Origin of the sequence: Peribacillus frigoritolerans (genome assembly GCF_001636405.1) — a bacterium.
Classification (GTDB): domain Bacteria; phylum Bacillota; class Bacilli; order Bacillales; family DSM-1321; genus Peribacillus; species Peribacillus frigoritolerans.
Genome location: NZ_KV440950.1, coordinates 4,792,879 through 4,814,846, shown reverse-complemented (window position 1 = coordinate 4,814,846; position 21,968 = coordinate 4,792,879). Strand labels below are relative to the sequence as shown.

General features: G+C 42.1%; 18 protein-coding genes. 16 read left to right on the top strand and 2 right to left on the bottom strand.

Annotated features, from left to right (window positions below):
* Positions 1 to 85: 85 nt before the first annotated feature.
* A complete protein-coding gene (locus A6755_RS22660; RefSeq protein WP_034315234.1) occupies positions 86 to 1,384 on the bottom strand; it encodes an MFS transporter in 1,299 nt (432 codons plus the stop codon).
* A 467-nt stretch (positions 1,385 to 1,851) separates the two neighbouring features.
* Between A6755_RS22660 and A6755_RS22655 the strand changes: the two genes are divergently transcribed.
* The 15 genes from A6755_RS22655 to A6755_RS22585 all read left to right on the top strand — a co-directional run bounded on the left by A6755_RS22655 (position 1,852) and on the right by A6755_RS22585 (position 18,579).
* Positions 1,852 to 2,031, top strand: coding sequence for an IDEAL domain-containing protein (locus A6755_RS22655; RefSeq protein WP_034315231.1), 180 nt, complete (start codon positions 1,852 to 1,854; stop codon positions 2,029 to 2,031).
* Positions 2,032 to 2,629: 598 nt separating this feature from the next.
* Positions 2,630 to 2,950, top strand: coding sequence for an antibiotic biosynthesis monooxygenase family protein (locus tag A6755_RS22650; RefSeq protein WP_053533860.1), 321 nt, complete (start codon positions 2,630 to 2,632; stop codon positions 2,948 to 2,950).
* Between the two features lie 858 nt (positions 2,951 to 3,808).
* Positions 3,809 to 5,278 (top strand): CoA-acylating methylmalonate-semialdehyde dehydrogenase, encoded by a 1,470-nt coding sequence (locus tag A6755_RS22645; RefSeq protein WP_063592038.1) that lies wholly within the window; start codon positions 3,809 to 3,811, stop codon positions 5,276 to 5,278.
* Between the two features lie 73 nt (positions 5,279 to 5,351).
* Positions 5,352 to 6,167 (top strand): 5-deoxy-glucuronate isomerase, encoded by an 816-nt coding sequence (gene iolB / locus A6755_RS22640; protein ID WP_063577287.1) that lies wholly within the window; start codon positions 5,352 to 5,354, stop codon positions 6,165 to 6,167.
* Positions 6,168 to 6,189: 22 nt separating this feature from the next.
* Positions 6,190 to 7,167, top strand: a complete 978-nt coding sequence (iolC, locus tag A6755_RS22635; protein WP_063592037.1) for a 5-dehydro-2-deoxygluconokinase — start codon at positions 6,190 to 6,192, stop codon at positions 7,165 to 7,167.
* A gap of 32 nt (positions 7,168 to 7,199) precedes the next feature.
* On the top strand, positions 7,200 to 9,110 hold the full coding sequence (iolD, locus tag A6755_RS22630; RefSeq protein ID WP_063577285.1) for a 3D-(3,5/4)-trihydroxycyclohexane-1,2-dione acylhydrolase (decyclizing): 1,911 nt from the start codon (positions 7,200 to 7,202) through the stop codon (positions 9,108 to 9,110).
* A 17-nt stretch (positions 9,111 to 9,127) separates the two neighbouring features.
* Entirely contained in the window at positions 9,128 to 10,015 is an 888-nt protein-coding gene (gene iolE, locus A6755_RS22625; RefSeq protein ID WP_063592036.1) for a myo-inosose-2 dehydratase, read from the top strand.
* 22 nt (positions 10,016 to 10,037) lie between these two features.
* Complete coding sequence (locus A6755_RS22620) at positions 10,038 to 11,450, top strand: sugar porter family MFS transporter (protein ID WP_063592035.1); 1,413 nt, start codon at positions 10,038 to 10,040, stop codon at positions 11,448 to 11,450.
* 48 nt (positions 11,451 to 11,498) lie between these two features.
* Positions 11,499 to 12,542, top strand: coding sequence for a bifunctional inositol 2-dehydrogenase/D-chiro-inositol 1-dehydrogenase (gene iolG / locus A6755_RS22615; RefSeq protein ID WP_063592034.1), 1,044 nt, complete (start codon positions 11,499 to 11,501; stop codon positions 12,540 to 12,542).
* A 32-nt stretch (positions 12,543 to 12,574) separates the two neighbouring features.
* Positions 12,575 to 13,453 carry a sugar phosphate isomerase/epimerase family protein gene (locus A6755_RS22610; RefSeq protein ID WP_053533868.1) on the top strand — a complete coding sequence of 293 codons (879 nt, stop codon included), beginning with the start codon at positions 12,575 to 12,577 and terminating at the stop codon, positions 13,451 to 13,453.
* 4 nt (positions 13,454 to 13,457) lie between these two features.
* A complete protein-coding gene (gene iolI / locus A6755_RS22605; RefSeq protein ID WP_063577281.1) occupies positions 13,458 to 14,303 on the top strand; it encodes a 2-keto-myo-inositol isomerase in 846 nt (281 codons plus the stop codon).
* Between the two features lie 41 nt (positions 14,304 to 14,344).
* On the top strand, positions 14,345 to 15,199 hold the full coding sequence (gene fba / locus A6755_RS22600; RefSeq protein ID WP_063592033.1) for a class II fructose-1,6-bisphosphate aldolase: 855 nt from the start codon (positions 14,345 to 14,347) through the stop codon (positions 15,197 to 15,199).
* A gap of 108 nt (positions 15,200 to 15,307) precedes the next feature.
* The gene (locus A6755_RS22595) at positions 15,308 to 16,501 is read left to right on the top strand and encodes an MFS transporter (protein WP_063592032.1); all 1,194 of its coding nucleotides are present in this window, start codon (positions 15,308 to 15,310) and stop codon (positions 16,499 to 16,501) included.
* A 42-nt stretch (positions 16,502 to 16,543) separates the two neighbouring features.
* Positions 16,544 to 17,497 (top strand): sugar phosphate isomerase/epimerase family protein, encoded by a 954-nt coding sequence (locus tag A6755_RS22590; protein WP_063592031.1) that lies wholly within the window; start codon positions 16,544 to 16,546, stop codon positions 17,495 to 17,497.
* A 68-nt stretch (positions 17,498 to 17,565) separates the two neighbouring features.
* Positions 17,566 to 18,579, top strand: coding sequence for a LacI family DNA-binding transcriptional regulator (locus A6755_RS22585; RefSeq protein ID WP_063592667.1), 1,014 nt, complete (start codon positions 17,566 to 17,568; stop codon positions 18,577 to 18,579).
* Between the two features lie 581 nt (positions 18,580 to 19,160).
* Here the strand turns inward: A6755_RS22585 and A6755_RS22580 are convergent.
* Positions 19,161 to 20,564 (bottom strand): sigma-54 interaction domain-containing protein, encoded by a 1,404-nt coding sequence (locus A6755_RS22580; protein ID WP_244889710.1) that lies wholly within the window; start codon positions 20,562 to 20,564, stop codon positions 19,161 to 19,163.
* 319 nt (positions 20,565 to 20,883) lie between these two features.
* Between A6755_RS22580 and speB the strand changes: the two genes are divergently transcribed.
* On the top strand, positions 20,884 to 21,882 hold the full coding sequence (speB, locus tag A6755_RS22575) for an agmatinase (RefSeq protein WP_063592030.1): 999 nt from the start codon (positions 20,884 to 20,886) through the stop codon (positions 21,880 to 21,882).
* The last annotated feature ends 86 nt before the right edge of the window (positions 21,883 to 21,968 follow it).

Below are 21,968 nucleotides of genomic sequence, written 5' to 3'. Positions count from 1 at the left end.
TATGCATTGTAAAAAAAACAGAGGCCGCTTGTCCGAGTGATAGGACGTGCAGCCTCTGTTATTACTCATGCCAGAGATTTTAGAATCAGTTCAAATCCAGCTCATGTGGTTTGAGTGTTTGATCCTTTTCTTTCCTTCTGCTGAAATGCGGGGATAATATACAAAGCGCCAGGGAAATCGCGAGACCTGCCATCATGAACCCGCCAAATACCAAAGGGGATGGGCCATATGATTCCGCCATGGCGGTCCAGATGAGCGGACCGAAACCTGCAATGGCCGCCGCGACCTGATAACCGACGGATAATCCTGTATAACGGACCTTGGCTGGAAAGAGCTCCGAGAATAATGTCCCTTGTGTGGAAAAAATGGCTCCCCAGATGACGCCGAGTACAACTGCCTGCATCATGTAGAACCAGCCAACCCCACGCCCAATCATCGTGAAATATGGGATTGCCAAGACGAAAAGGAGAGTCAGGCCCCCAAAATAGATGATTTTTCGATCGATGAAATCTGAAATGTAACCAATGACAGGAATGGTAATCAGCATTGTAGCGCAGCCAATCGTTAAACCGGTAAGAGCTGAATCTTGGGAATAACCAAAATACAGTGTAGTAAAGACGAGAACATAGGACATGATGAATACATTGAAGAAGCCGTCCCCAATTTTTAGTCCGATCACTTGCAGCACACTTCTCCAATCGTGTTTCAACGTTTCAATAATGGGAACTTTCGCGAGATCGCCGCTATCTTTCTGTGCTTTAAATTCCGGCGTTTCTTCAATGCCACTCCTTACCCAAATTGCCAATCCGATCAGTACACCGCTTAAAAGGAATGGAATCCGCCAACCCCAAGATAAAAATTGGGCATCTGTTGTCAAGGAACTGATAAGGGTAAGGCTGAACGAACCGGCAACCAAGCCGATGGGGACTCCTAGTTGGGGAATGGATCCATATAACCCACGGACACCTTTAGGAGCAGATTCCGTTGCCAATAGGATGGCTCCGCCCCATTCACCTCCCAAGGAAATTCCTTGAATCAACCTCAGCACCACCAAGATGGCGGGGGCGGCCAACCCAACCTGGGCATAAGTGGGCAGAACACCGATTAGCATTGAACTCCCTCCCATACCAATAAGGGTGAACATGAGTGCTGCCTTCCGTCCGATGCGATCACCCATATGACCGAACAGGATGCTGCCGATTGGACGGGCCGCGTAACCAGCCCCGAATGTGACAAAGGCAAGAAGAAGTGAAATCGCTGGATCATGATTGGGAAAGAATAGCGTCGTAAAAACCAGGCCCGTTGCTGTCCCGTATAAATAGAAATCGTACCACTCAATGACGGAACCCGCTAAACTAGCGAAAAGAACTCGACTTTTTTTCATGATAAATGCTCCTTTAATACTAAGTTTTTCATCAATATTGTTTTCAACAATAAGTAAAGCCGAAATGAACAAAATTGATGGTAAATGAATATAAGTAAAAAACTGGATTATTTAGATTATTTTAGAGGGCTTATCCATACCGGTCAATATATTTCTGACTTTTCTGAAAAAATGAAGCGAATAACTTAGCTCCCTTCACCTGTAATGGTATATAATTAATTCTAAAGTAATGGAAATAAACGATCCGATTTTCCCGGGTAAAATGACTAAGTGAATAAAAAGAAAATGTGTTACTGATTAGAAATCCGAATATTTAGAAATATTTGTGTATAGAAGAGTGACAAAGTGGAAATCATGTGGATAAGGAAATGAAAAATGAAAAAGAGGAAAGGATAAGATTTTAATAAATAATAATAATCTCCAAGTTATTTAGTATAATAGAAAAAAGGTTAAGGAGTTGGTTTCGTATGGAGAAGCAATTGCCAGGAACATCGCTTGAACCTGAAGAGATGGCTGAAATGGTTTTAAAAAAGGCCCTTAGTGATTACCGGAAAGCCCAAATCGAAAAAGAAATCGATGACTCATTAAGAAATCGTGATAAGGAAGAGTTCCTGCGTCTAACTGAAATATTGAAGGGCATTTCCTGAAATTTTATTCTCTGTGAACAAGACAAGTAGTTATGATATGGAATGTACACTGAAAAGCCAGCACAGCTGATAACCATAAATATGCTGAAGAGAAAACTTCATTTACCTGGAACATACTAAGTAAATAGCAATCTATAGTATTATAATATTTTACATTGTAAGCGCTTTCTTGTATAATCAAATAAAGAAACGATGGAGAGAAGCGTGTAAGTGCGCTAATGGCGGGATTCACAGGTATTAGTTGCTGAAAAGTTCATGCACCGGGATAAAAACTAAAAGGGGGAAAAAGTTATGAAAAAGAATGGAGTGTCTTTAGTTGAATTTGTTCAGGAGGATCGATTCGAACTCAGCTCCTACATTACTTCTTTATTTAACAAACTGAATGACTATGTTCCCAAAAGTCTTAAAGATAAAAGGTGAGTGACAATAAAAAATGGATCAGGAAGATATGCAAAACTTCCTGATCCATTTTTTATTTTGTTTTTGGGAATCTGAGTCTTAAGTAGTGCACTTAAGTAAAAGTCTCATTAATTGACAATGAGAATCGTTATCGAATAAAATTATTAAAATACAAGTATATCGATTGGAGTTGTTCATATTGTTCGTTCAGATGAGAAAAATGGTGGTAAAAGAAGGTAATGCAGAACAGGTAGTAAAACGGTTCAGCGGGGAAGGGATCATAGAAAAGCAGGAAGGGTTCATCGATTTAAGTGTAATGGTGAAAAAAGTGCGACGCGGGGATGAAGAGGTCATCATTATGATCAATTGGGAGTCGGAGGCGCATTGGAAGCAGTGGGAAAAGAGTGAAGCCCATATCGCAGGCCATAAAGCAAACCTAGGGAAACCAAAGCCTGAATATATCGTCAGTTCGGAAGGATCATTATATGAAGTGAAGGCCATTAAAAAGGCAGTGAAATAACTGACCTTAAACTAGCCTGTTTTAAATTCCGTACAAATAAGTAACTGGGTGGAATATCCCATTTCTCAATCATCTTGTTAGCATAAGGATACGGAATGGTTAACATTCACATATAATAGCTTACCTTCACTAAAATTCAGGCTCCCATTATGGGTGCCTCTTTTTATTGATGAAATCTCGGGATAGGTTATGTAACTCCAAGTCTGTTGATATAGTAAAATATCATTTATTTTCATTGAAATGGAGACATTCATGGAAATATAAAGAAAAGGGGAGCAGGAAGGTAGTCTGAAAAGTTTATATGAAAAACTAGGGATATTATTGTTAGCTGGAATTCCTATGATAAAGTCAATTGAGTTTAGGAATATTAATATATCTAAATACCACTAACGATATCAATAAAGTATTGGTCAGTTTTTAAAACCGCTGAAGATGTTTTTTTATTAAATAATTCAGCATATTCCCATATTTATCAATTTTTTGAAACGTGAAGAAGAGAGAATATTTCAAAAAATACAAAAAAAGTGTTTACAGGGAAAATTTTTCATTGTAGTATTTCCTTATAAAGTAAATGAAATCGATTTCATCCCGAATCAAGGTTATGTACAGGCTATAAATTAAGGGGGAGTGGATTGGTCCTTACTTTTTCTTAAGGTGGACCCCTGAAATAAATGAAATCGATTTCATTCGCAGAATATATTCTTGAATATTAGGATTGAGCTAGAAAATTTATTGATTAATCCTAGGAAAAACATGGAAGGATTTCTTCCATTGTCAAATGAAATCGATTTCATTGACAGCGATGGTTATACTGGCTTGATGATCTAACAAAATACTTTATTTTAAGGAGGAAAAAACATGTCTTCAGTAACACATGAGGTGAAAAAATTAAAAAACTATATAAATGGGAAGTGGATTGAGTCCGCTTCAAAGGAAACGGAAATTGTATTCAACCCTGCAACTGGTGAGGCAATTGCCGAGGTGCCACTTTCCACTAAGGAAGATGTGGATCGTGCGGTCCAAGTGGCGAATGAGGCATTTAAAAAATGGTCGCAGGTTGCTGTCCCGAAACGGGCTCGCATATTGTTCAAATATCAACAGCTTCTAGTGGAAAATTGGAAAGAACTTGCTAAACTGGTCACTATCGAAAATGGTAAAAGCTTAACGGAATCGATGGGTGAAGTACAGCGTGGCATTGAGTGCGTCGAGTTTGCGGCGGGTGCACCTACGCTGATGATGGGAAAACAGCTTCCGGATATCGCGACAAACATTGAATCGGGTATGTACCGTTACCCAATTGGTGTAATCGGCGGTATTACCCCTTTTAACTTTCCAATGATGGTTCCTTGCTGGATGTTCCCGCTTGCGATTGCATGTGGCAATACATTCGTGTTAAAGCCATCTGAACGTACACCTTTGCTTGCAGCACGCATTGTGGAACTGTTTGAGGAAGCAGGTCTTCCAAAAGGTGTACTGAACATCGTAAATGGAGCACATGACGTGGTTAATGGGCTTCTGGAGCATGAAGATGTGAAAGCTATCTCCTTCGTCGGTTCACAGCCAGTGGCAGAATATGTGTATAAAACTGGCACGGCTAACTTGAAGCGCGTCCAGGCTCTTGCGGGAGCGAAGAATCACTCGATTGTCTTGAAAGATGCCAATCTTGATATGACTGCCAAGGAAATAACAAGTGCGGCTTTTGGGTCGGCCGGTGAGCGTTGCATGGCCGCTGCGGTTGTTGTCGTAGAAGAAAGTGTAGCGGATGAGCTAGTTGAAAAATTGAAACAGGCAGCTGATGCCATTACGATCGGGAATGGTCTGGATGACGGCGTTTTTCTAGGACCTGTGATCCGGGAAGGAGCTAAGAAGAGGACTATTGATTACATCGAATCAGGTATAGCTCAGGGCGCGACCCTAGTAAGGGATGGCCGTAAAGACGAGGCAGCAAGCCGCAATGGATATTACCTCGGAGCTACGATTTTTGATCATGTGACACAGGAAATGAAAATCTGGCAAGATGAAATTTTTGCACCAGTGCTCTCCGTTGTCCGTGCTAAAGATTTAACGGAGGCCGTTGAGATTGCCAATGCTTCAGCACTGGCAAACGGGGCTTGCTTATATACGGACAGTGCTGCTGATGTACGCCAATTCCGTGAAACGATCCACGCCGGAATGCTGGGCATAAACGTGGGTGTTCCTGCACCGATGGCATTCTTCCCATTCTCTGGATATAAAGATTCATTTTATGGTGATCTTCATGCGAATGGAACCGACGGCGTTGAGTTCTATACACGTAAAAAAATGGTGACTGCACGCTACGTGAAATAAGTGAATGAAAAATACATTGCAAGATGGCCCGTTTGGATACGGGCCGGATTTTTTGAAAACTAAGGAGGTACATATGAGTAAACTGCTTCAAAAACCGGTAAAAAAAGAGGTCGCTGAAGGTGTTACAGTCGTTCAAGCAGTAACGAAAGGAAATTCTCCTTTAGAATTTGTTGAATTCAAAATAGTGGAGTTGGCTCCTTGTGCTGAGTATACGGAATTGTTGAATAAAACGGAATGCTGCATTGTCGCTCTTACGGGAAAAATCAATGTGGCTGTTGGCGAAAATGTATACCATGATTTAGGCACACGCGATAGTGTATTTGATAAAGTGCCGACTGATAGCATTTACGTGTCAAATGATAGAGGTTTCAAATTGGAAGCGATAACCAAGGCCAGAGTGGCGCTGTGTTATTCGCCTTCTGATAAGCAACTTCCGACTAAATGGATTAAAGCGGGGGATGTTGACGTGGAACATAGGGGCATTTTGAGCAATAAGCGGATGGTGCATAATATATTACCGGATTCAGCTCCGTATGCGAATAGCCTTCTGGTGGTTGAAGTATATACAGAAAGTGGAAACTGGTCGAGCTATCCTCCGCATAAACATGATCAGGATAACTTACCAAATGAGTCGTTATTGGAAGAGTCCTATTATCATGAAATGAACCCGCCTCAAGGATTCGTTTTTCAGCGAGTATATACAGATGACCGTTCGATTGATGAGACCATGTCGGTTGAAAACGGCGATGTCGTACTTGTACCGGCCGGTTATCATCCGGTAGGCGTACCTGACGGTTATGAATCCTATTATTTGAATGTTATGGCCGGTCCGACAAGGACATGGAAATTTTTCAATGATCCCGATCACGAGTGGATCCTGAATCGTTAAAGGAAAAGGAGCTGTTAACCGGATGAACTATACATTTAATATCGATAAGGAATTTGACTTGATTGCCATTGGCCGTGCCTGCATCGACTTGAATGCCAATGAATATAACCGTCCGATGGAAGAGACCATGACATTCACAAAATACGTGGGCGGTTCACCTGCCAATGTTGCCATCGGAAGTGCAAAATTAGGCTTGAAAGTCGGATTCATCGGTAAGCTTGCGGATGATCAGCACGGCCGTTTCATCGAGAGTTATATGCGTGGGGCAGGTGTTGATACATCGAATATGGTAATCGATCAAGAAGGGCATAAAACGGGACTGGCCTTCACGGAAATTAAAAGTCCTGAAGAATGCAGTATCCTGATGTATCGGGATGATGTAGCCGACCTTCATTTAGCACCTTCGGAAGTGCATGAAGAATATATCAAAAAATCAAAGATTCTATTGGTTTCAGGAACGGCTTTAGCAAAAAGTCCATCACGTGAGGCGGTTTTAAAAGCCGTCAGCCTTGCGAAAAGAAATGATGTAAAAGTCATATTTGAATTGGATTACCGTCCCTATACATGGAATTCCATTGAAGAAACCTCCGTTTACTATTCGTTAGTCGCAGAGCAATCAGACATTTTGATTGGCACACGTGATGAATATGATGTAATGGAAAATACGGAAAAAGGTACGAATGAAAGGACCGTCCGTTACTTGTTTGAACATTCCGCAGACCTGGTCGTCATCAAACACGGCGTCGAGGGTTCATATGCCTATGCCAAATCAGGAGATGTATTTAAAGCGAAGTCCTATAAGACGAAAGTATTGAAAACATTCGGCGCAGGGGATTCATATGCTTCCGCTTTCTTATATGCGTTAGTTCGCGGCAAAGGGATTGAAAGCGCTTTGAAGTTTGGCAGTGCTTCCGCTTCCATAGTTGTAAGCAAGCACAGTTCATCTGAGGCGATGCCTGTTGCAGAAGAAATAGAGGATTTGATTGCTGAACGCGTGTAAGGAATTTATCTACATAGAGGGGTGAACAGAAGATGGGAACAGTGAGGTTGACTACAGCCCAGGCTTTGATCAAGTTTTTAAATCAGCAGTACATTCATGTTGATGGTGAAGAGTCTCCGTTTGTAGAAGGGATATTTAATGTATTCGGCCATGGGAATGTAGTTGGTATCGGTCAGGCACTCGAACAGGACGCTGGCCACTTGAAAGTGATTCAAGGAAAGAATGAGCAAGGGATGGCACACGCTGCAATTGCCTACAGCCGGGAAATGCTAAGAAGGAAAATTTATGCCGTCACTACATCTGCCGGGCCAGGCTCGGCAAACTTGATAGCGGCAGCGGGGACGGCACTCGCCAACAATATTCCTGTCCTCTTACTTCCTGCTGATACATTTGCGACACGTCAGCCGGATCCGGTTCTTCAGCAACTTGAGCATGAGCATAGTACGGCGATCACAACTAATGACGCTTTTCTGGCAGTATCAAGATATTGGGATCGCGTCACTCGCCCTGAGCAGCTCATGTCCAGTCTGATCCGGGCCTTCGAGGTCATGACCGATCCCGGGAAAGCCGGGCCAGCGACGATATGCATCTCACAGGACGTAGAAGGGGAAGCATTCGATTTCGATGAACATTTTTTTGAAAAACGCGTCCATTATTTAGATCGGAAAGTTCCGGTAGAACGTGAACTGCAAGGAGCTGCCGAGAGAATTAGAGCAAGTAAGAAGCCGATCATCATCGTCGGTGGCGGAGCAAGATATTCCGGGGCTCGGGATATTTTGATGAAGCTGGCAGAAAAGCATAACATTCCTCTTGTGGAAACACAGGCAGGTAAATCGACGGTGGAATCATCTTTTCCTAAGAATTTGGGCGGTGTCGGCATTCTCGGTACGATGGCTGCCAATAAGGCTGCCCGCCAGGCAGATCTCGTAATTGGTGTCGGGACCCGCTATACGGACTTTACGACGTCTTCCAAAACTGCATTTGATTTTGAAAGGACAAAGTTCTTGAACATTAACGTCAGCCGCCTTCAAACCTATAAATTAGATGGATTTCAGGTCGTCGCTGATGCAAAAGTGGCGCTTGAGAACCTTGAAGCGTTACTAGTAGGCTATGAAACCGAATATGGGGAGATGCTTGGAGATTGGAAGGAGGAGTGGCTTTCCGAACGGACCCGTTTAAGTCAAGTCACTTTCAGCCGTGAAAATTTCATGCCTGAAATCAAAAGCCAGTTTTCACAGCAAGTCTTGAATGAATACTCGGATGCATTAAAAACTGAATTGGCACAATCCACTGCGATGATCGCAATAAACGATACGGTCGATCAGGAAAGTGTGGTGGTCGGTTCAGCCGGATCACTTCCGGGTGACTTGCAGCGCCTCTGGCATTCAAGCGTGCCAAACACGTACCATCTTGAATATGGATTCTCCTGCATGGGGTACGAAATTGCAGGAACTTTAGGAGCCAAGCTTGCCCATCCAGACCGGGAAGTCTATGCAATGGTAGGGGACGGCAGTTTTCTGATGCTCCATTCGGAATTGATTACAGCCATTCAATATAATCATAAAATCAACATTTTATTGTTTGATAATTCTGGATTTGGCTGCATCAATAATCTGCAAATGGAGAATGGCAGCGGAACATATTGCTGTGAGTTCAGAACACATGATAACCAAATCATGAATATTGATTACGCAAAAGTGGCCGAAGGGTATGGAGCCAAAACTTATCGGGCCAATACTGTCGATGAGCTGAAAGCTGCATTGGAGGATGCAAAGAAACAGTCGGCATCTACATTAATAGAAATGAAGGTTCTGCCGAAAACGATGACGGATGGGTATGACTCCTGGTGGAATGTTGGCGTGGCAGAGGTCTCTGAACGGAAAAGTATACAAAGGGCATATGAAGCGAGACAAGAAAAATTAAAAATGGCCAAACAATATTAAAAGGGGGAAGTCGGAAAATGCAGGAGATTTCGTGGGGGATTGCCCCAATTGGCTGGCGTAATGATGACATACCGGAAATCGGAGCTGAAAACACCTTATCCCACCTTTTAAGCGATATTGTCGTGGCGGGATTTCAGGGGACCGAAGTAGGAGGTTTCTTCCCGGAACCGGAGGTCCTGAATAAAGAGCTGAAGCTTCGGAACTTAAAAATAGCCGGTCAGTGGTTCAGCAGTTTCATCATCCGTGATGGCATCGACAAAGCAGAACAGGATTTCCATGAACACTGCAAATATTTACAGGCTGTCGATGGAGATGTAGCGGTAGTATCCGAACAGACTTACAGTATCCAAGGCGAAAGGTACGATGTATTTAAGGAAAAGCCCCGCTTTACTGATGAAGAATGGGGAATATTGTGTACGGGCCTGAATCGGTTAGGGGATATTGCAGGACTTTACAACTTAAAACTGGTGTATCACCACCACATGGGGACGGGCGTCCAGACACTGAGTGAAATTGACCGCCTTATGGAAAATACCGAAAAGAAAGTGCAACTGTTATATGATACTGGACATATTTATGTATCGGATAACGATTGCATGTCACTTCTGCAAAAGCATATCGACCGCATTGGGCACGTTCATTTCAAGGATGTGAGGCATAGCGTGCTGGAGCAGTGCAGAAAAGTTGGAAAATCATTTCAAGAATCTTTTTTAGCCGGCATGTTCACGGTGCCTGGTGACGGCTGCATTGACTTTGTAGAAGCTTACCATACATTACTGGAAAATCATTATAAAGGCTGGATTGTAGTAGAGGCGGAACAAGATCCTTCCGTTGCCCATCCATTGGAATACGCATTAATCGCTCGCAAGTATATAAATGAAAGGCTGCTCCTAGTTCAAGATTAAAAACGGGAAAGAAGTGATTAATTTGAATAATGATGGAAATCAAATGGCATTCTTACGCAAGATTATTATTATCTCGACGTTAGGCGGTCTTTTGTTCGGATATGATACAGGTGTCATTAATGGTGCCTTGCCGTTCATGTCCGAAGCGGATCAACTTAACCTCAATTCACTTACGCAAGGACTTGTTGCCAGTTCACTTCTTTTAGGCGCGGCACTTGGAGCGTTTCTGGGAGGAAGGCTTTCGGATTATGCGGGCCGCCGAAAAAACATTCTTTTTCTTTCGATACTTTTTTTCCTTTCCACCATTGGATGCACGTTTGCACCGAATGTTACGGTCATGATTATCTGCCGTTTTCTACTCGGGCTTGCGGTAGGCGGGGCATCAGTAACCGTTCCTACTTATTTGGCGGAAATGTCTCCTGCTGAACGACGAGGCCGGATCGTCACCCAAAATGAATTAATGATTGTTAGCGGACAGCTGCTTGCATTCATCTTCAACGCAATACTTGGGACAACGATGGGTGACAGTTCACATGTTTGGCGTTACATGCTGGCCATTGCATCACTTCCAGCCATACTTCTTTTCTTTGGCATGATCAGGTTGCCTGAAAGTCCAAGGTGGCTTGTGTCCAAGAACAAAAGTGAAGAGGCCCTGAAGGTTTTGAAAAGAATACGTAAAATGGATGAGGCTGAATCGGAATTTCAGGGAATCAAAGCGACATTCGATGAGGAGAACCATGTTAAAAAAGCGACATATAAAGATTTGACCGTCCCATGGATACGGAGAATCGTCTTTCTTGGAATCGGGATTGCCATCGTTCAGCAAATAACGGGCGTTAATTCTATCATGTACTATGGTACCCAAATTTTAAAAGATGCAGGGTTTGAGACAAAAGCTGCTTTGATCGGGAATATTGCAAACGGTATCATTTCCGTTTTGGCAACATTTTTAGGTATTTGGCTGCTTGGTAAAATCGGGCGCCGTCCAATGCTCTTAACCGGTTTGATAGGTACTACGACCACATTGCTATTGATTGGCGTCTTATCTTCCCTTCTTGAAGGGACGGCTGCCCTTCCCTATATCATTTTGTCCTTGACTGTCACTTTCCTTGCCTTTCAGCAGGGGGCCATTTCACCGGTTACCTGGTTGATGCTTTCAGAGATCTTCCCGCTTCAAGTACGTGGGCTCGGTATGGGTGTCACCGTATTTTTCCTTTGGATCGTGAACTTTCTTATCGGCTTAACATTCCCGATTTTACTAGATAAAGTCGGATTGTCTACCACATTCTATATCTTTTTCGCTCTAGGCATCATGGCTATCACCTTCGTGAAAAAATGTTTACCGGAAACGAGAGGACTTACACTTGAACAGCTTGAACAAAACTTCCGCAATCATGGAAAAGAACCTGCAAAGGAAATGACAAAAATAATTTAAGAGTTATAGAGTAATGAACCAGATATGCATAAAAGGAGGAAAATGATCATGACATTAAATTTTGGTGTAATAGGAACGGGTGCCATCGGCCGGGAGCATATTAAAAGAATTACAGACAAATTATCCGGAGGGAAAATTGTGGCTGTAACCGATGTGAATGAAGAGGCGGCAAAGCAGGTCGTGAAACAATATGGACTTGAGGCACTTGTATATCCGGATGACCAATCACTGGTAAACTCGGAAAATGTCGATGCTGTGCTTGTTACAAGTTGGGGCCCTGCACATGAGCAAAATGTATTGAATGCGATTGAAGCTGGCAAATATGTATTCTGTGAAAAGCCACTGGCAACAACGGCAGAAGGCTGCAGGAGAATTGCCGAGGCGGAAATGAAACACGGGAAGCGTTTGGTGCAAGTTGGCTTTATGCGACGTTATGATAGCGGTTACGTACAACTGAAACAAGCCATTGATAGAAATGAAATTGGCGAGCCGCTCATGGTCCGCTGTGTACACCGCAACCCAGAAGTGGATGGAACATATACGACGGAAATGGCGGTCGTTGATACATTGATTCATGAGATTGATGTATTGCATTGGTTAATCAGCGATGATTACAAATCAGTTCAAGTCATTTACCCGAAGAAAGCAAGCCGCGCGCATGCTAACTTAAAAGATCCCCAACTCATCATAATGGAAACGAAGAGTGGGATTGTCATTCAAGCTGAAGTATTCGTGAATTGTAAATATGGCTATGATATCCAATGTGAAGTCATTGGTGAGGATGGTGTTGCATATCTCCCTGAACCAGCGAGCATTGTGACAAGGAAAGGCGCTAAACGGAGCACGGATATCTTGGTAGATTGGAAAGACCGTTTTATGGATGCATATGACATAGAAATACAGGATTTCATAGATTCCATTATAAAGACAGGTCAGCCGAATGGTCCGACTTCATGGGATGGATACATTGCTGCTGTAACAGCTGATGCTTGTGTAAAAGCACAGGAGTCCGGACAGAAAGAATCCGTTGACCTTGAAGAGAAGCCCGTTTTTTATACCGGAAAAAGTACAGTGAACGTAATTATGCATTGAAACGAAAAAATAAATTATAGGGGGAAAGACCAATGAAACTAGCTTTGGATCCTACGATGTATGCCAATTTATCATTAAAAGAAATGGTCGATAAAACAGCTGAACTAGGCTATGAATATATCGAACTGTCACCGAGGGAAGATTTTTGTCCATTCTATAAATATCCTAAAGTGGATAAGGAACAGATTAAAAATTTGAAACGCTGGTGCAGCGACGCAGGTGTGAAGATATCCTCCTTGCTTCCGCTTTACTACTGGGCCGGTCCTGATGAGGAACGGCGCCAGGCCGCAGTCCGTAATTGGAAACGCGCCATTGAAGTGGCAGTGGAATTGGATGTTGACTTGATGAATAGTGAATTTAACGGATCTAAATTCAATGAAGTTATCTGTGAAGAAAAATTCATTAAATCAATGGATGAACTCCTTCCGGTATTTGAAAGGGAAGGCGTTAAACTTAATTTGCAGGCACACCCATTCGATTTCATCGAAACGCATGAGGGAGCTATGGATATGATCCGTGCCCTTGATCGCCCATGGATCAACCTTGTATATTCAACAGCACATACATTTTTCTATGATGATGGCAAAGGAGATATTGCCCCTATGTTCGATTCTGCCGGGGATCGCCTGCAACATGTCTTGTTTGCTGATACATTCAATCATAAAGCGTCCAACGGACTCCGTTATATCGTCAATCCTCCAGGTGTCGAGGCAACCGTCCATCAGCATTTGAACATCGGCGAAGCCGAAGTTGACTTTGATACGATCTTCAAAAAACTGAAAGAAATGAATTTTGACGGCATCGCGACAAATGCAGTATTTGCTTGGATCGACAAAGCAGACTGGTCAAGTAAGCTTATGCTTCAAAAAATGAGAGACGGATTGGGTTTAGCAGAAAGAATTGGAGGCTGACAGAATGAAACTTTGTTTCAACCAAGCGACCACACTTGAAAATTCCAACTTGGTCAAAGATCTCAAACACTGTGAAAAACACGGTTACGATTATATCGAAATCCGTACCATGGATAAATTGCCTGAGTATTTGGAAAAACACACAATTGAAGAACTGGCCGAATTTTTTAATGCAAATCATATTAAGCCACTGGCCTTCAACGCGCTCGTATTCTTTAATAATCGCGATGAAGACGGCCGTAAGGCGATAATAGCCGAATTTAAGAATATGATGAACATGGCGGAGAAATTGGGTGTGAAATATGTGGTGGCGGTTCCGCTTGTAACGGAAGCGAAAATATTGAAAGAAGATATTAAAAACAGCTGTGTGGAAGTATTGGCTGAACTTTCCGAGATCGCTGAACCGTTTGGCGTTAAAATTGCAGTGGAATTTGTCGGGCATCCGCAATGTACTGTGAATACATTCGGTCAGGCATACGATATCGTTGAAACAGTCAACCGTGATAATGTTGGTTTGGTACTGGACTGTTTTCACTTCCATGCCATGGGTTCCAGTTTGGAAGACTTGAAGAAAGCGGATGGGCAGAAAATCTTCATTTTACACATTGATGATACAGAGGATTTTCCGATTGGCTTTTTGACGGATGAAGACCGGGTATGGCCTGGACATGGTGCCATAGATTTAGATAGCATATTATCCATCTTGAAGGGAATTGGTTATTCTGACGTCGCCTCTGTGGAATTGTTCCGTCCAGAATATTATGAACTTGATGCTGAAGAAGCCATTAAGACTGCAAAAGAAACGACAATTCAAGTCATTTCGAAATACTTTGCACTACAGAATGTATGAGTGGATCTTAATAATCTCGGAAATAAGGGGGTGATGGAATAATGCCTTTAGTAGCAATGAGTGAGATGCTTTTAAAAGCAAAAGCAGAAAGGTATGCTGTGGGTCAATATAATATTAATGGTCTGGAATTCGTCCAGTCGTTTTTACAGGCTGCCACTGAGGAACGAGCGCCGATCATACTTGCGGCATCGGACAGGCTTGTTGATTATCTTGGCGGATTTAAAACGATTGTTGCTATGGTAAAAAGCCTTATGGAAGAAATGGACATTACGGTTCCGGTTGCCCTTCATCTTGATCATGGAATGGATGTGGAACGCTGCAAGAAAGCGATAGATGCGGGTTTTACATCAGTCATGATCGATGGCTCCCATCATCCAATAGATGTAAATATTGAAATTACCAAAATGGTTGTCGACTATGCCCAACACATTGGCGTTTCCGTTGAGGCGGAAGTGGGGACAGTCGGTGGGACGGAAGATGGCCTTGTCGGCGGTATTCAATATGCAGATCCCCATGATTGCGCGAGGATTGTAAAAGAAACGGGAATTGATGCACTAGCGGCTGCTTTGGGTTCCGTTCATGGGCCATATCAAGGAGAACCTAAACTCGGTTTTGAGGAAATGGAATTAATTTTGAACATGACGAATGTGCCTCTCGTCTTACATGGAGGCTCTGGTATACCGCTACACCAAATCAAAAAAGCAATTGAACTTGGACACGCTAAAATAAATGTCAATACCGAGAGCATACAAGTGTGGGCAAAAACCATTCGGGAAGTAATGGCCGTTGAAGGAAAATTATATGAGCCTCGCTCCATCATCACACCAGCGAGAGAAGCTATCATCACCGTCGTGAAGAGAAAAATGGCAGAGTTCAATACAAGTGGAAAGGCTTAAGAATGAAAAGGTGTTCCCAACTACGTTGCGGGCACCTTTTGTACATTCACTTTTTTTCATGAGATGCCATTGCTGAAAGATAGTTCGCTGGTTAGGGGAAGTGTTGAAATGACTTTTTTACATACCGCACGTAATAGATTTTTGTTTTTAGTGCTCTGCTTTATTTTTTGGTTTTCTAATTTCATTTATATTCCCATTTTGTCTCCTTACCTTGAGACGATTGGAGGGGATTATACATTTATCGGCATGGTATTAGGCAGTTATGGGCTAATGCAATTTCTCTTCAGGCTTCCGTTCGGAATCCTATCCGACCTAATAAAAGTAAGAAAACCTTTTATTATATTTGGAATGGTCGTAAGTACATTGAGCTGCGTGACATTTGCATGGGCCGATAGTTTAGGCTGTATCCTTTTGGCCCGCTCGTTAGCTGGAATTGCCGCCGCCACCTGGGTAGCCTTCACCATTTTATTTTCCGGCTATTTTTCAGAACGTGATCTTCACCGAGCGATGGGCAGTATCTCGTTAGCTGTGGTTCTGGCACAGCTGCTTGGAATGGTGGTCAGCGGATACATTGTCGATCTATGGGGATGGCACGCACCTTTTTGGATAGGCGGGATCATCGGTTTCGTTGGTATCGTCCTTTCGCTTTTTATTTACGAATCAAATGAGGATTTTCAAAAAGAGCCCATTCAATTGAAAGAACTGTTATCAGTCATGCTTGAACCGGCGCTTTTAAAAGTATCATTTCTATCCATTCTCGCACATGGCATCATCTTCTCGACAATGTTCGGCTTCACCCCGGCATTTGCCTTAAAACTTGGACTCCATACTGATGAGATCAGCATGGTCATCTTTTCATTCATGATTCCTCATGCTATTGCCACCATGCTTAGCGGGAAAATATTCGTACCATTATTCGGACAATGGAAGTTACTGAAACTAGCTTTTGCTCTAACGGCCATTTTTACAGCATGTACGCCATTAATAGAAACAAAAGGGCTGCTTTTTCTGATTCAAGGATTGAATGGATTCTCATTAGGCATTCTTTTTCCCTTGTTTTTAGGAATGGCGGTAGAGACGATTTGCATTGAAAAAAGGGCAACGGCCATGGGGGCGTATCAAGCAATCTACGCGATTGGTATGTTCGCTGGACCTTTCATTGCAGGAATATTGATTTCTCATTTAGGTATTTCTTCAGGATTTTTTTTCGCGGGGTCATTAGGTTTAACCGCTGTATTCTTTATGATTGTATGGAGTCACCTTGAAAGGAAAGCAATAAAACATAATTTGAAATTGAACTAAGCGATGTGAAAGGGATGCTAGTTTAATAGAGGAGGAGCACTTATGAAGGTTGGTTTAGTTACAGATATTTTAGGTTACATGCCATTTGAAGAGATGCTGGATACGTGTGTGAATCAGGGTATAGAGACTCTGGAGCTAGGATGCGGCAATTGGTCGAAGGCTCCACATCTCGATCTCGATGGACTTCTTGGCAATGCAGCAAAACGAAAGCAATTTTTAAATGAATTAAATGTAAGGGGGATTAGCATTGCAGCGTTGAATTGTTCTGGCAATCAGCTTGATCCATCAGATGAAGGAACCATGCATAAAGCCGTTGTTAATAAGACCTTTCAGCTAGCTGGGCTTTTAGGTGTTGAAACGGTTGTCATGATGTCGGGGTGTCCCGGCGGCGGACCAAGCGACAGGACGCCAAATTGGCTGACACATCCCATTTTGCCCTCACACTTTGAGATGCTTGATTGGCAGTGGAATGAAGTGGCATTCCCTTATTGGGAAAAAGCTGTGACAACGGCAAAACAAAATGGGGTTAGAAAGGTTGCCATCGAAAATCTAGGCTGCAATTTAGTTTACAATCCTGAAACACTCTTTAAATTGAGGCATGAAGTCGGTGATACGGTCGGAATGAATTTTGATCCGAGTCATTTATTTTGGATGGGCGGTGACCCCATCGCAGCATTAAGGAATTTAGGAAGCGCTGTTTATCATATTCATGCAAAAGATGTTCGCTTAGAAAGAGGGATATATGATGTCCAGGGATTGATTGATGTGAAACCGATGAACCAATATGCAGATAGATCATGGAATTATGTTGCACTCGGTTATGGACACGACAGTGGCTGGTGGAAGGAGTTTTTTACTATCGTTAAAATGATAGGTTATGAAGGGCCCATCGTTCTCGAAATGGAAGATTTGACAATGGAACCACTAACGGGCGTGAAAAAATCCATGAATGTTTTGAAAGAAACGTTGCCTAGAGAATTCGATGTTTTAACATGAAGTCTAAATTACTTTATAATGGACTTAATGAAAATAAAAAAAAGAAATTGGCAGGTGGAGATAATAGTATGAAAATGAGCGATGTGGCGAAATTGGCAAACGTATCTCCTGCAACCGTTTCAAGAGTGCTCAGACAGCCGGATTTAGTCAGCGAGGATACTAAACAAAAGGTGATGCAGGTGATTGAAGAGATGAATTACAAGCCTCACATGATTGCCAGTCAGTTCAGGACGAAAGAGACAAAGATCATTCTCGTCGTCGTTCCGGATATAACAAGGCCCTTTTTTTCCGAAGTGCTTCGGGGCATTGAGCATACAGCTGTAGAAAATGGCTATCAGGTTATATTGGGAGATACGGAGAACGATATTGAACGGGAAAAGGAATATATCGATTTGCTATACAAAAAGCAGGCAGATGGAGCGTTACTCCTTACTGCTCGAATGAATAGGGAAAGCCTGGAAAAACTATCAAATCAATTTCCGATTGTATTGGCATGTGAATACGTGGACGGACTGGACATTCCAACTGTTTCGATCGACAATGTAAGCAGTGCCAGAAAAGTAACGGAACATTTAATCAAGCTTGGTTATAGACGGATTGCCCATATAACAGCGCCTATGAACATCATTCTTAGCCGGGATCGCCTAGGGGGGTTCCAGCAGGCAATGAAGAAGCATCACTTGAAAGTAAACCCGGAATACATCCAGGAAGGGGATTATGGCATTGACTCAGGTTATGACCAGATGGTGAAATTATTATCGCTTGAAAACAAGCCTGAAGCAGTGTTCGTTTTTAATGATGAAATGGCGCTGGGAGCTGTAAAGGCAATCCAGGATCATGGGTTGAGCGTTCCCGAGGATATTGCTGTCGTAGGTTTTGATAATTTGAAAATAGCATCGATTTTTAATCCGCATATGACGACCATTGACCAGCCTAAGTACGAAATAGGGAAAAAGGCAACGAACTTATTGCTGACCTTAATGAAAGGCGGAACCATTGAAAAGAAAAAATTCGTTCTGGAAGATGAGTTGATCATCCGCGAATCTTGCGGTTCCAAATTGGAAAAAAGCTTTAAACCATAAAGTGTATGGCAAGATTGCTATGTTAGTAATAGATGGCTTCCTTTTATGGGAGCCTTTTTACATGCAGACTAAGATGTGAATAAACCACATTTGTGGGGAAAACATACTAGGAGGATTTTTCACAGTATGAAATATTGAGTCTTTAAAGCAGGGAAACAACCGGAGCAACAGGATCGATAGGAATAACAGGTGAAACCGGTCCAACAGGAATAGTGGAGGCAACCGGTTTCCGCTTATAAGTAACCAAAATTCAGGGTCATTTACAGTGAATGGAGCCAACACTGTGTTTAACGTTCCTGTGAATGGTCGCTAAGAGGTGTTGCAGGAGCTTCACGGAGATCATCCGTTTGAAATAATGTAAGCAGTAACATTAAAATATGGAAACGTGATATTGTGAATCCCATTCAACTTGACTGTGGATTTTTTTGATGGCCTTTATATTGGAATAATCTTTTAATCTTCATAGGTTTCACATCGAATTGCCGGCAAATATTAAAAAAAGCGCCCTTAGCTTGAACAGCATCTATGGCTAAAGGCTAAGGACCATTCATGGATTACGGGGGATTTCAGTCCAGATGAATTTACAAATACTTTTTGTATTTCTTTAATTTATAGATGACTGTTGGCTGGCTGATGCCCAGATGTTCTGCCATTTCGTATGTGGTTTTACATTTTTTCCATGCTTTTGCAATCAATTGCCTTTCAACTTTTTCCAGTGTCTTTTTTAAATCGAAATTCTCTTCACATTCCTGTTCGATTGCGAGGAAGGTGGAATCTTCCGGGGGGGCCACTTGCCCTGTGATGGATTGTGGAAGGTGTTCGGGAAATATAATTGGCTCTTCGATGGTCAGGATTAACCGTTCAATTAAGTTTTCTAATTCCCGTATATTTCCGGGCCAATGATAATGGGTCAAAACTTCATATGTCGATGGATGGATTTTTTTGTATTTCTGGTATTTATCATTGGTTTTTTCTAAGTAATGCTGAATTAGGAGAGGAATATCTTCTTTACGTTCATGCAATGCCGGAATTTGGATGGGAATCACATTCAAACGATAAAATAAGTCCAATCTAAACTTACCTTGACTTACCATCTCCTTCAAATCTTGATTAGTTGCTGCAACTAGGCGGAAGTTAATATGGTTTTCTTTTTTTCCACCGATGCGCTTTATCTTTTTCTCCTGTAGTACTTTCAGTAATTTAGCTTGCATGGCAAGTGGGAGTTCCCCAATTTCATCCAAGAAAAGAGTTCCGCTGTCAGCCTGCTCGATCAGGCCTTGCCTCCCTTGCTTATTTGCCCCTGTAAATGATCCCGCCTCATAGCCGAATATTTCTGATTCAAACAAACTTTCAGGTATCGTGCTGCAATTCACTTCGATAAATGGTTCTTTCTTTCGGTTGCTTTGGTCATGAACAGCACGGGCAAAAGTGCTTTTCCCTACGCCGGAAGGTCCTAATAAGAGAATCGTGGCATCGGTTTTTGAAACATTATGAATCGTTTTTAAAATATGCTTCGTTTCATTACTTCTGGCAATCAGATAATGGTAATCCAGTTCTTTTTCTCTTAAATCCTCGACTTCCGTTTGATAGCCTTTAACTTTTCGTTGTAATTGCTCAAATTGATCCTGCAATTGCAGGATCTCGGTTTGATCCTGACCATAGCTGATTACCCTAACGAGGTGACCTTCCTTATTAAAAATGGGATAGCCAGTCGACATGACAACATGACCCGTTTTTGTTTCTTGCATTATGCGTTTCGCTTTCTTTTCCTTTAAAACAATCGCATTGATGGAAGGTGCAAGAAGGCCCTCGCTTTCTAATTGATAGACGGAGGTACCGATATAAGAGTCACTTTTCATACCATAAATCTCCCAAAGCTTTGGGTTGGAATATAAAATGATTCCATCTTGATCGGTAATGAGAATGTTATTATTCGATGTTTCAATAATTTTATTTAGTTCTTCCTCCAGCATGTCATCGTACATACGTTACGCTCCTTTGGGTTTTGGGGTGCTGCTTAATTAAAATATAAATCAAAAAGTCTAAATAATCAAAAATTAAATCAAAAAACAAGAAAATGATTAAGTTTTTAATCATTTGATGAAACAAAATAATGAAAAGCCTTATATACCGCAGCGAAATAATTGGCCTGAATCTTGCTTATGTAAAAGGTAAGAAGAGAAATTCAGAACAAGGGTGTTATGAATATCCATTCTATTAGAAAAGATGGAAGTTTGTATGACATCTGCAATTGCAATGGAGTGACAAAAATAATAGTAGAATTAGAATTTAGGAGGATGTTACATGACGAAGTATCAACCGAAAGACTCATTCAAATCACCCCGTTTTTGTGGAGTGCGTACGTTTATGCGGCTCCCATTTGTTGAACAGTTAGATGAAAATATGGATTTTGTCATTACAGGAATTCCATTTGATTCCGGGCAATCATTTAGGACGGGTGCGAGATTCGGACCAGAAGCCATTCGCGATTTTTCAATCCTTTTACGTCCTTATAATCCAGAACAAGATATTAATATTTTTGACTATATATCAGGAATAGATTATGGGGATGTTCCGATCATCCCGGGGTATATTTCGGAAACATATAAAAAGATCGAAGAAGAGCTTACCCCCGTCATTGAAAAAGGGATCATTCCGATTTCATTGGGAGGCGATCATTCCATTACACTAGGGGAGTTACGTGCAATCGCAAAAAAACATGGACCCGTTGCCCTGCTTCAGTTCGATGCTCACTCTGATACTTGGGATAGTTATTTTGATCAAAAGTATAATCACGGAACCGTTTTTCGCCGCGCAATAGAAGAGGGGCTCATCGATGTATCGCGATCTCTTCAAATTGGTATGAGGGGAGGTCTGTACGGACCCGAAGATCTTCAGGATGCCCGGGATTTAGGTTTGGGAGTTTACACGACAAACGATTATAAGCGTATCGGGGTCGAAAAGATGTTAAGGGTCATTCATGAGCGTGTTGCGAATGGTCCGGTGTTTTTATCTTTTGACATTGATTTTTTAGATCCGGTTTATGCTCCGGGGACGGGGACTCCAGAAGTTTCCGGTGCCAGCATTGATGATGCTTTAGCATTTGTGAGAGGATTGACGAATATAGATTTTGTTGGATTCGATCTTGTTGAGGTTTTACCATCATACGATCACGGACAAATAACGGCTGCCGCAGCCGCTAATATTGTCTATGAATTCATCACACTCATCGCACTCGCAAAAAAAGGGAAAATGGAAAAGAAAGAGAGAGTCGGAGATTTGGAAACGCAATTTAATAACTAGTTTCTTCATTTAATTGTAAAGAAGGGGGGAAGCGGTAAAGTCCTTCTTCCCTCTTTACAAAGCGATAAGAACATTACAAGCCCAAA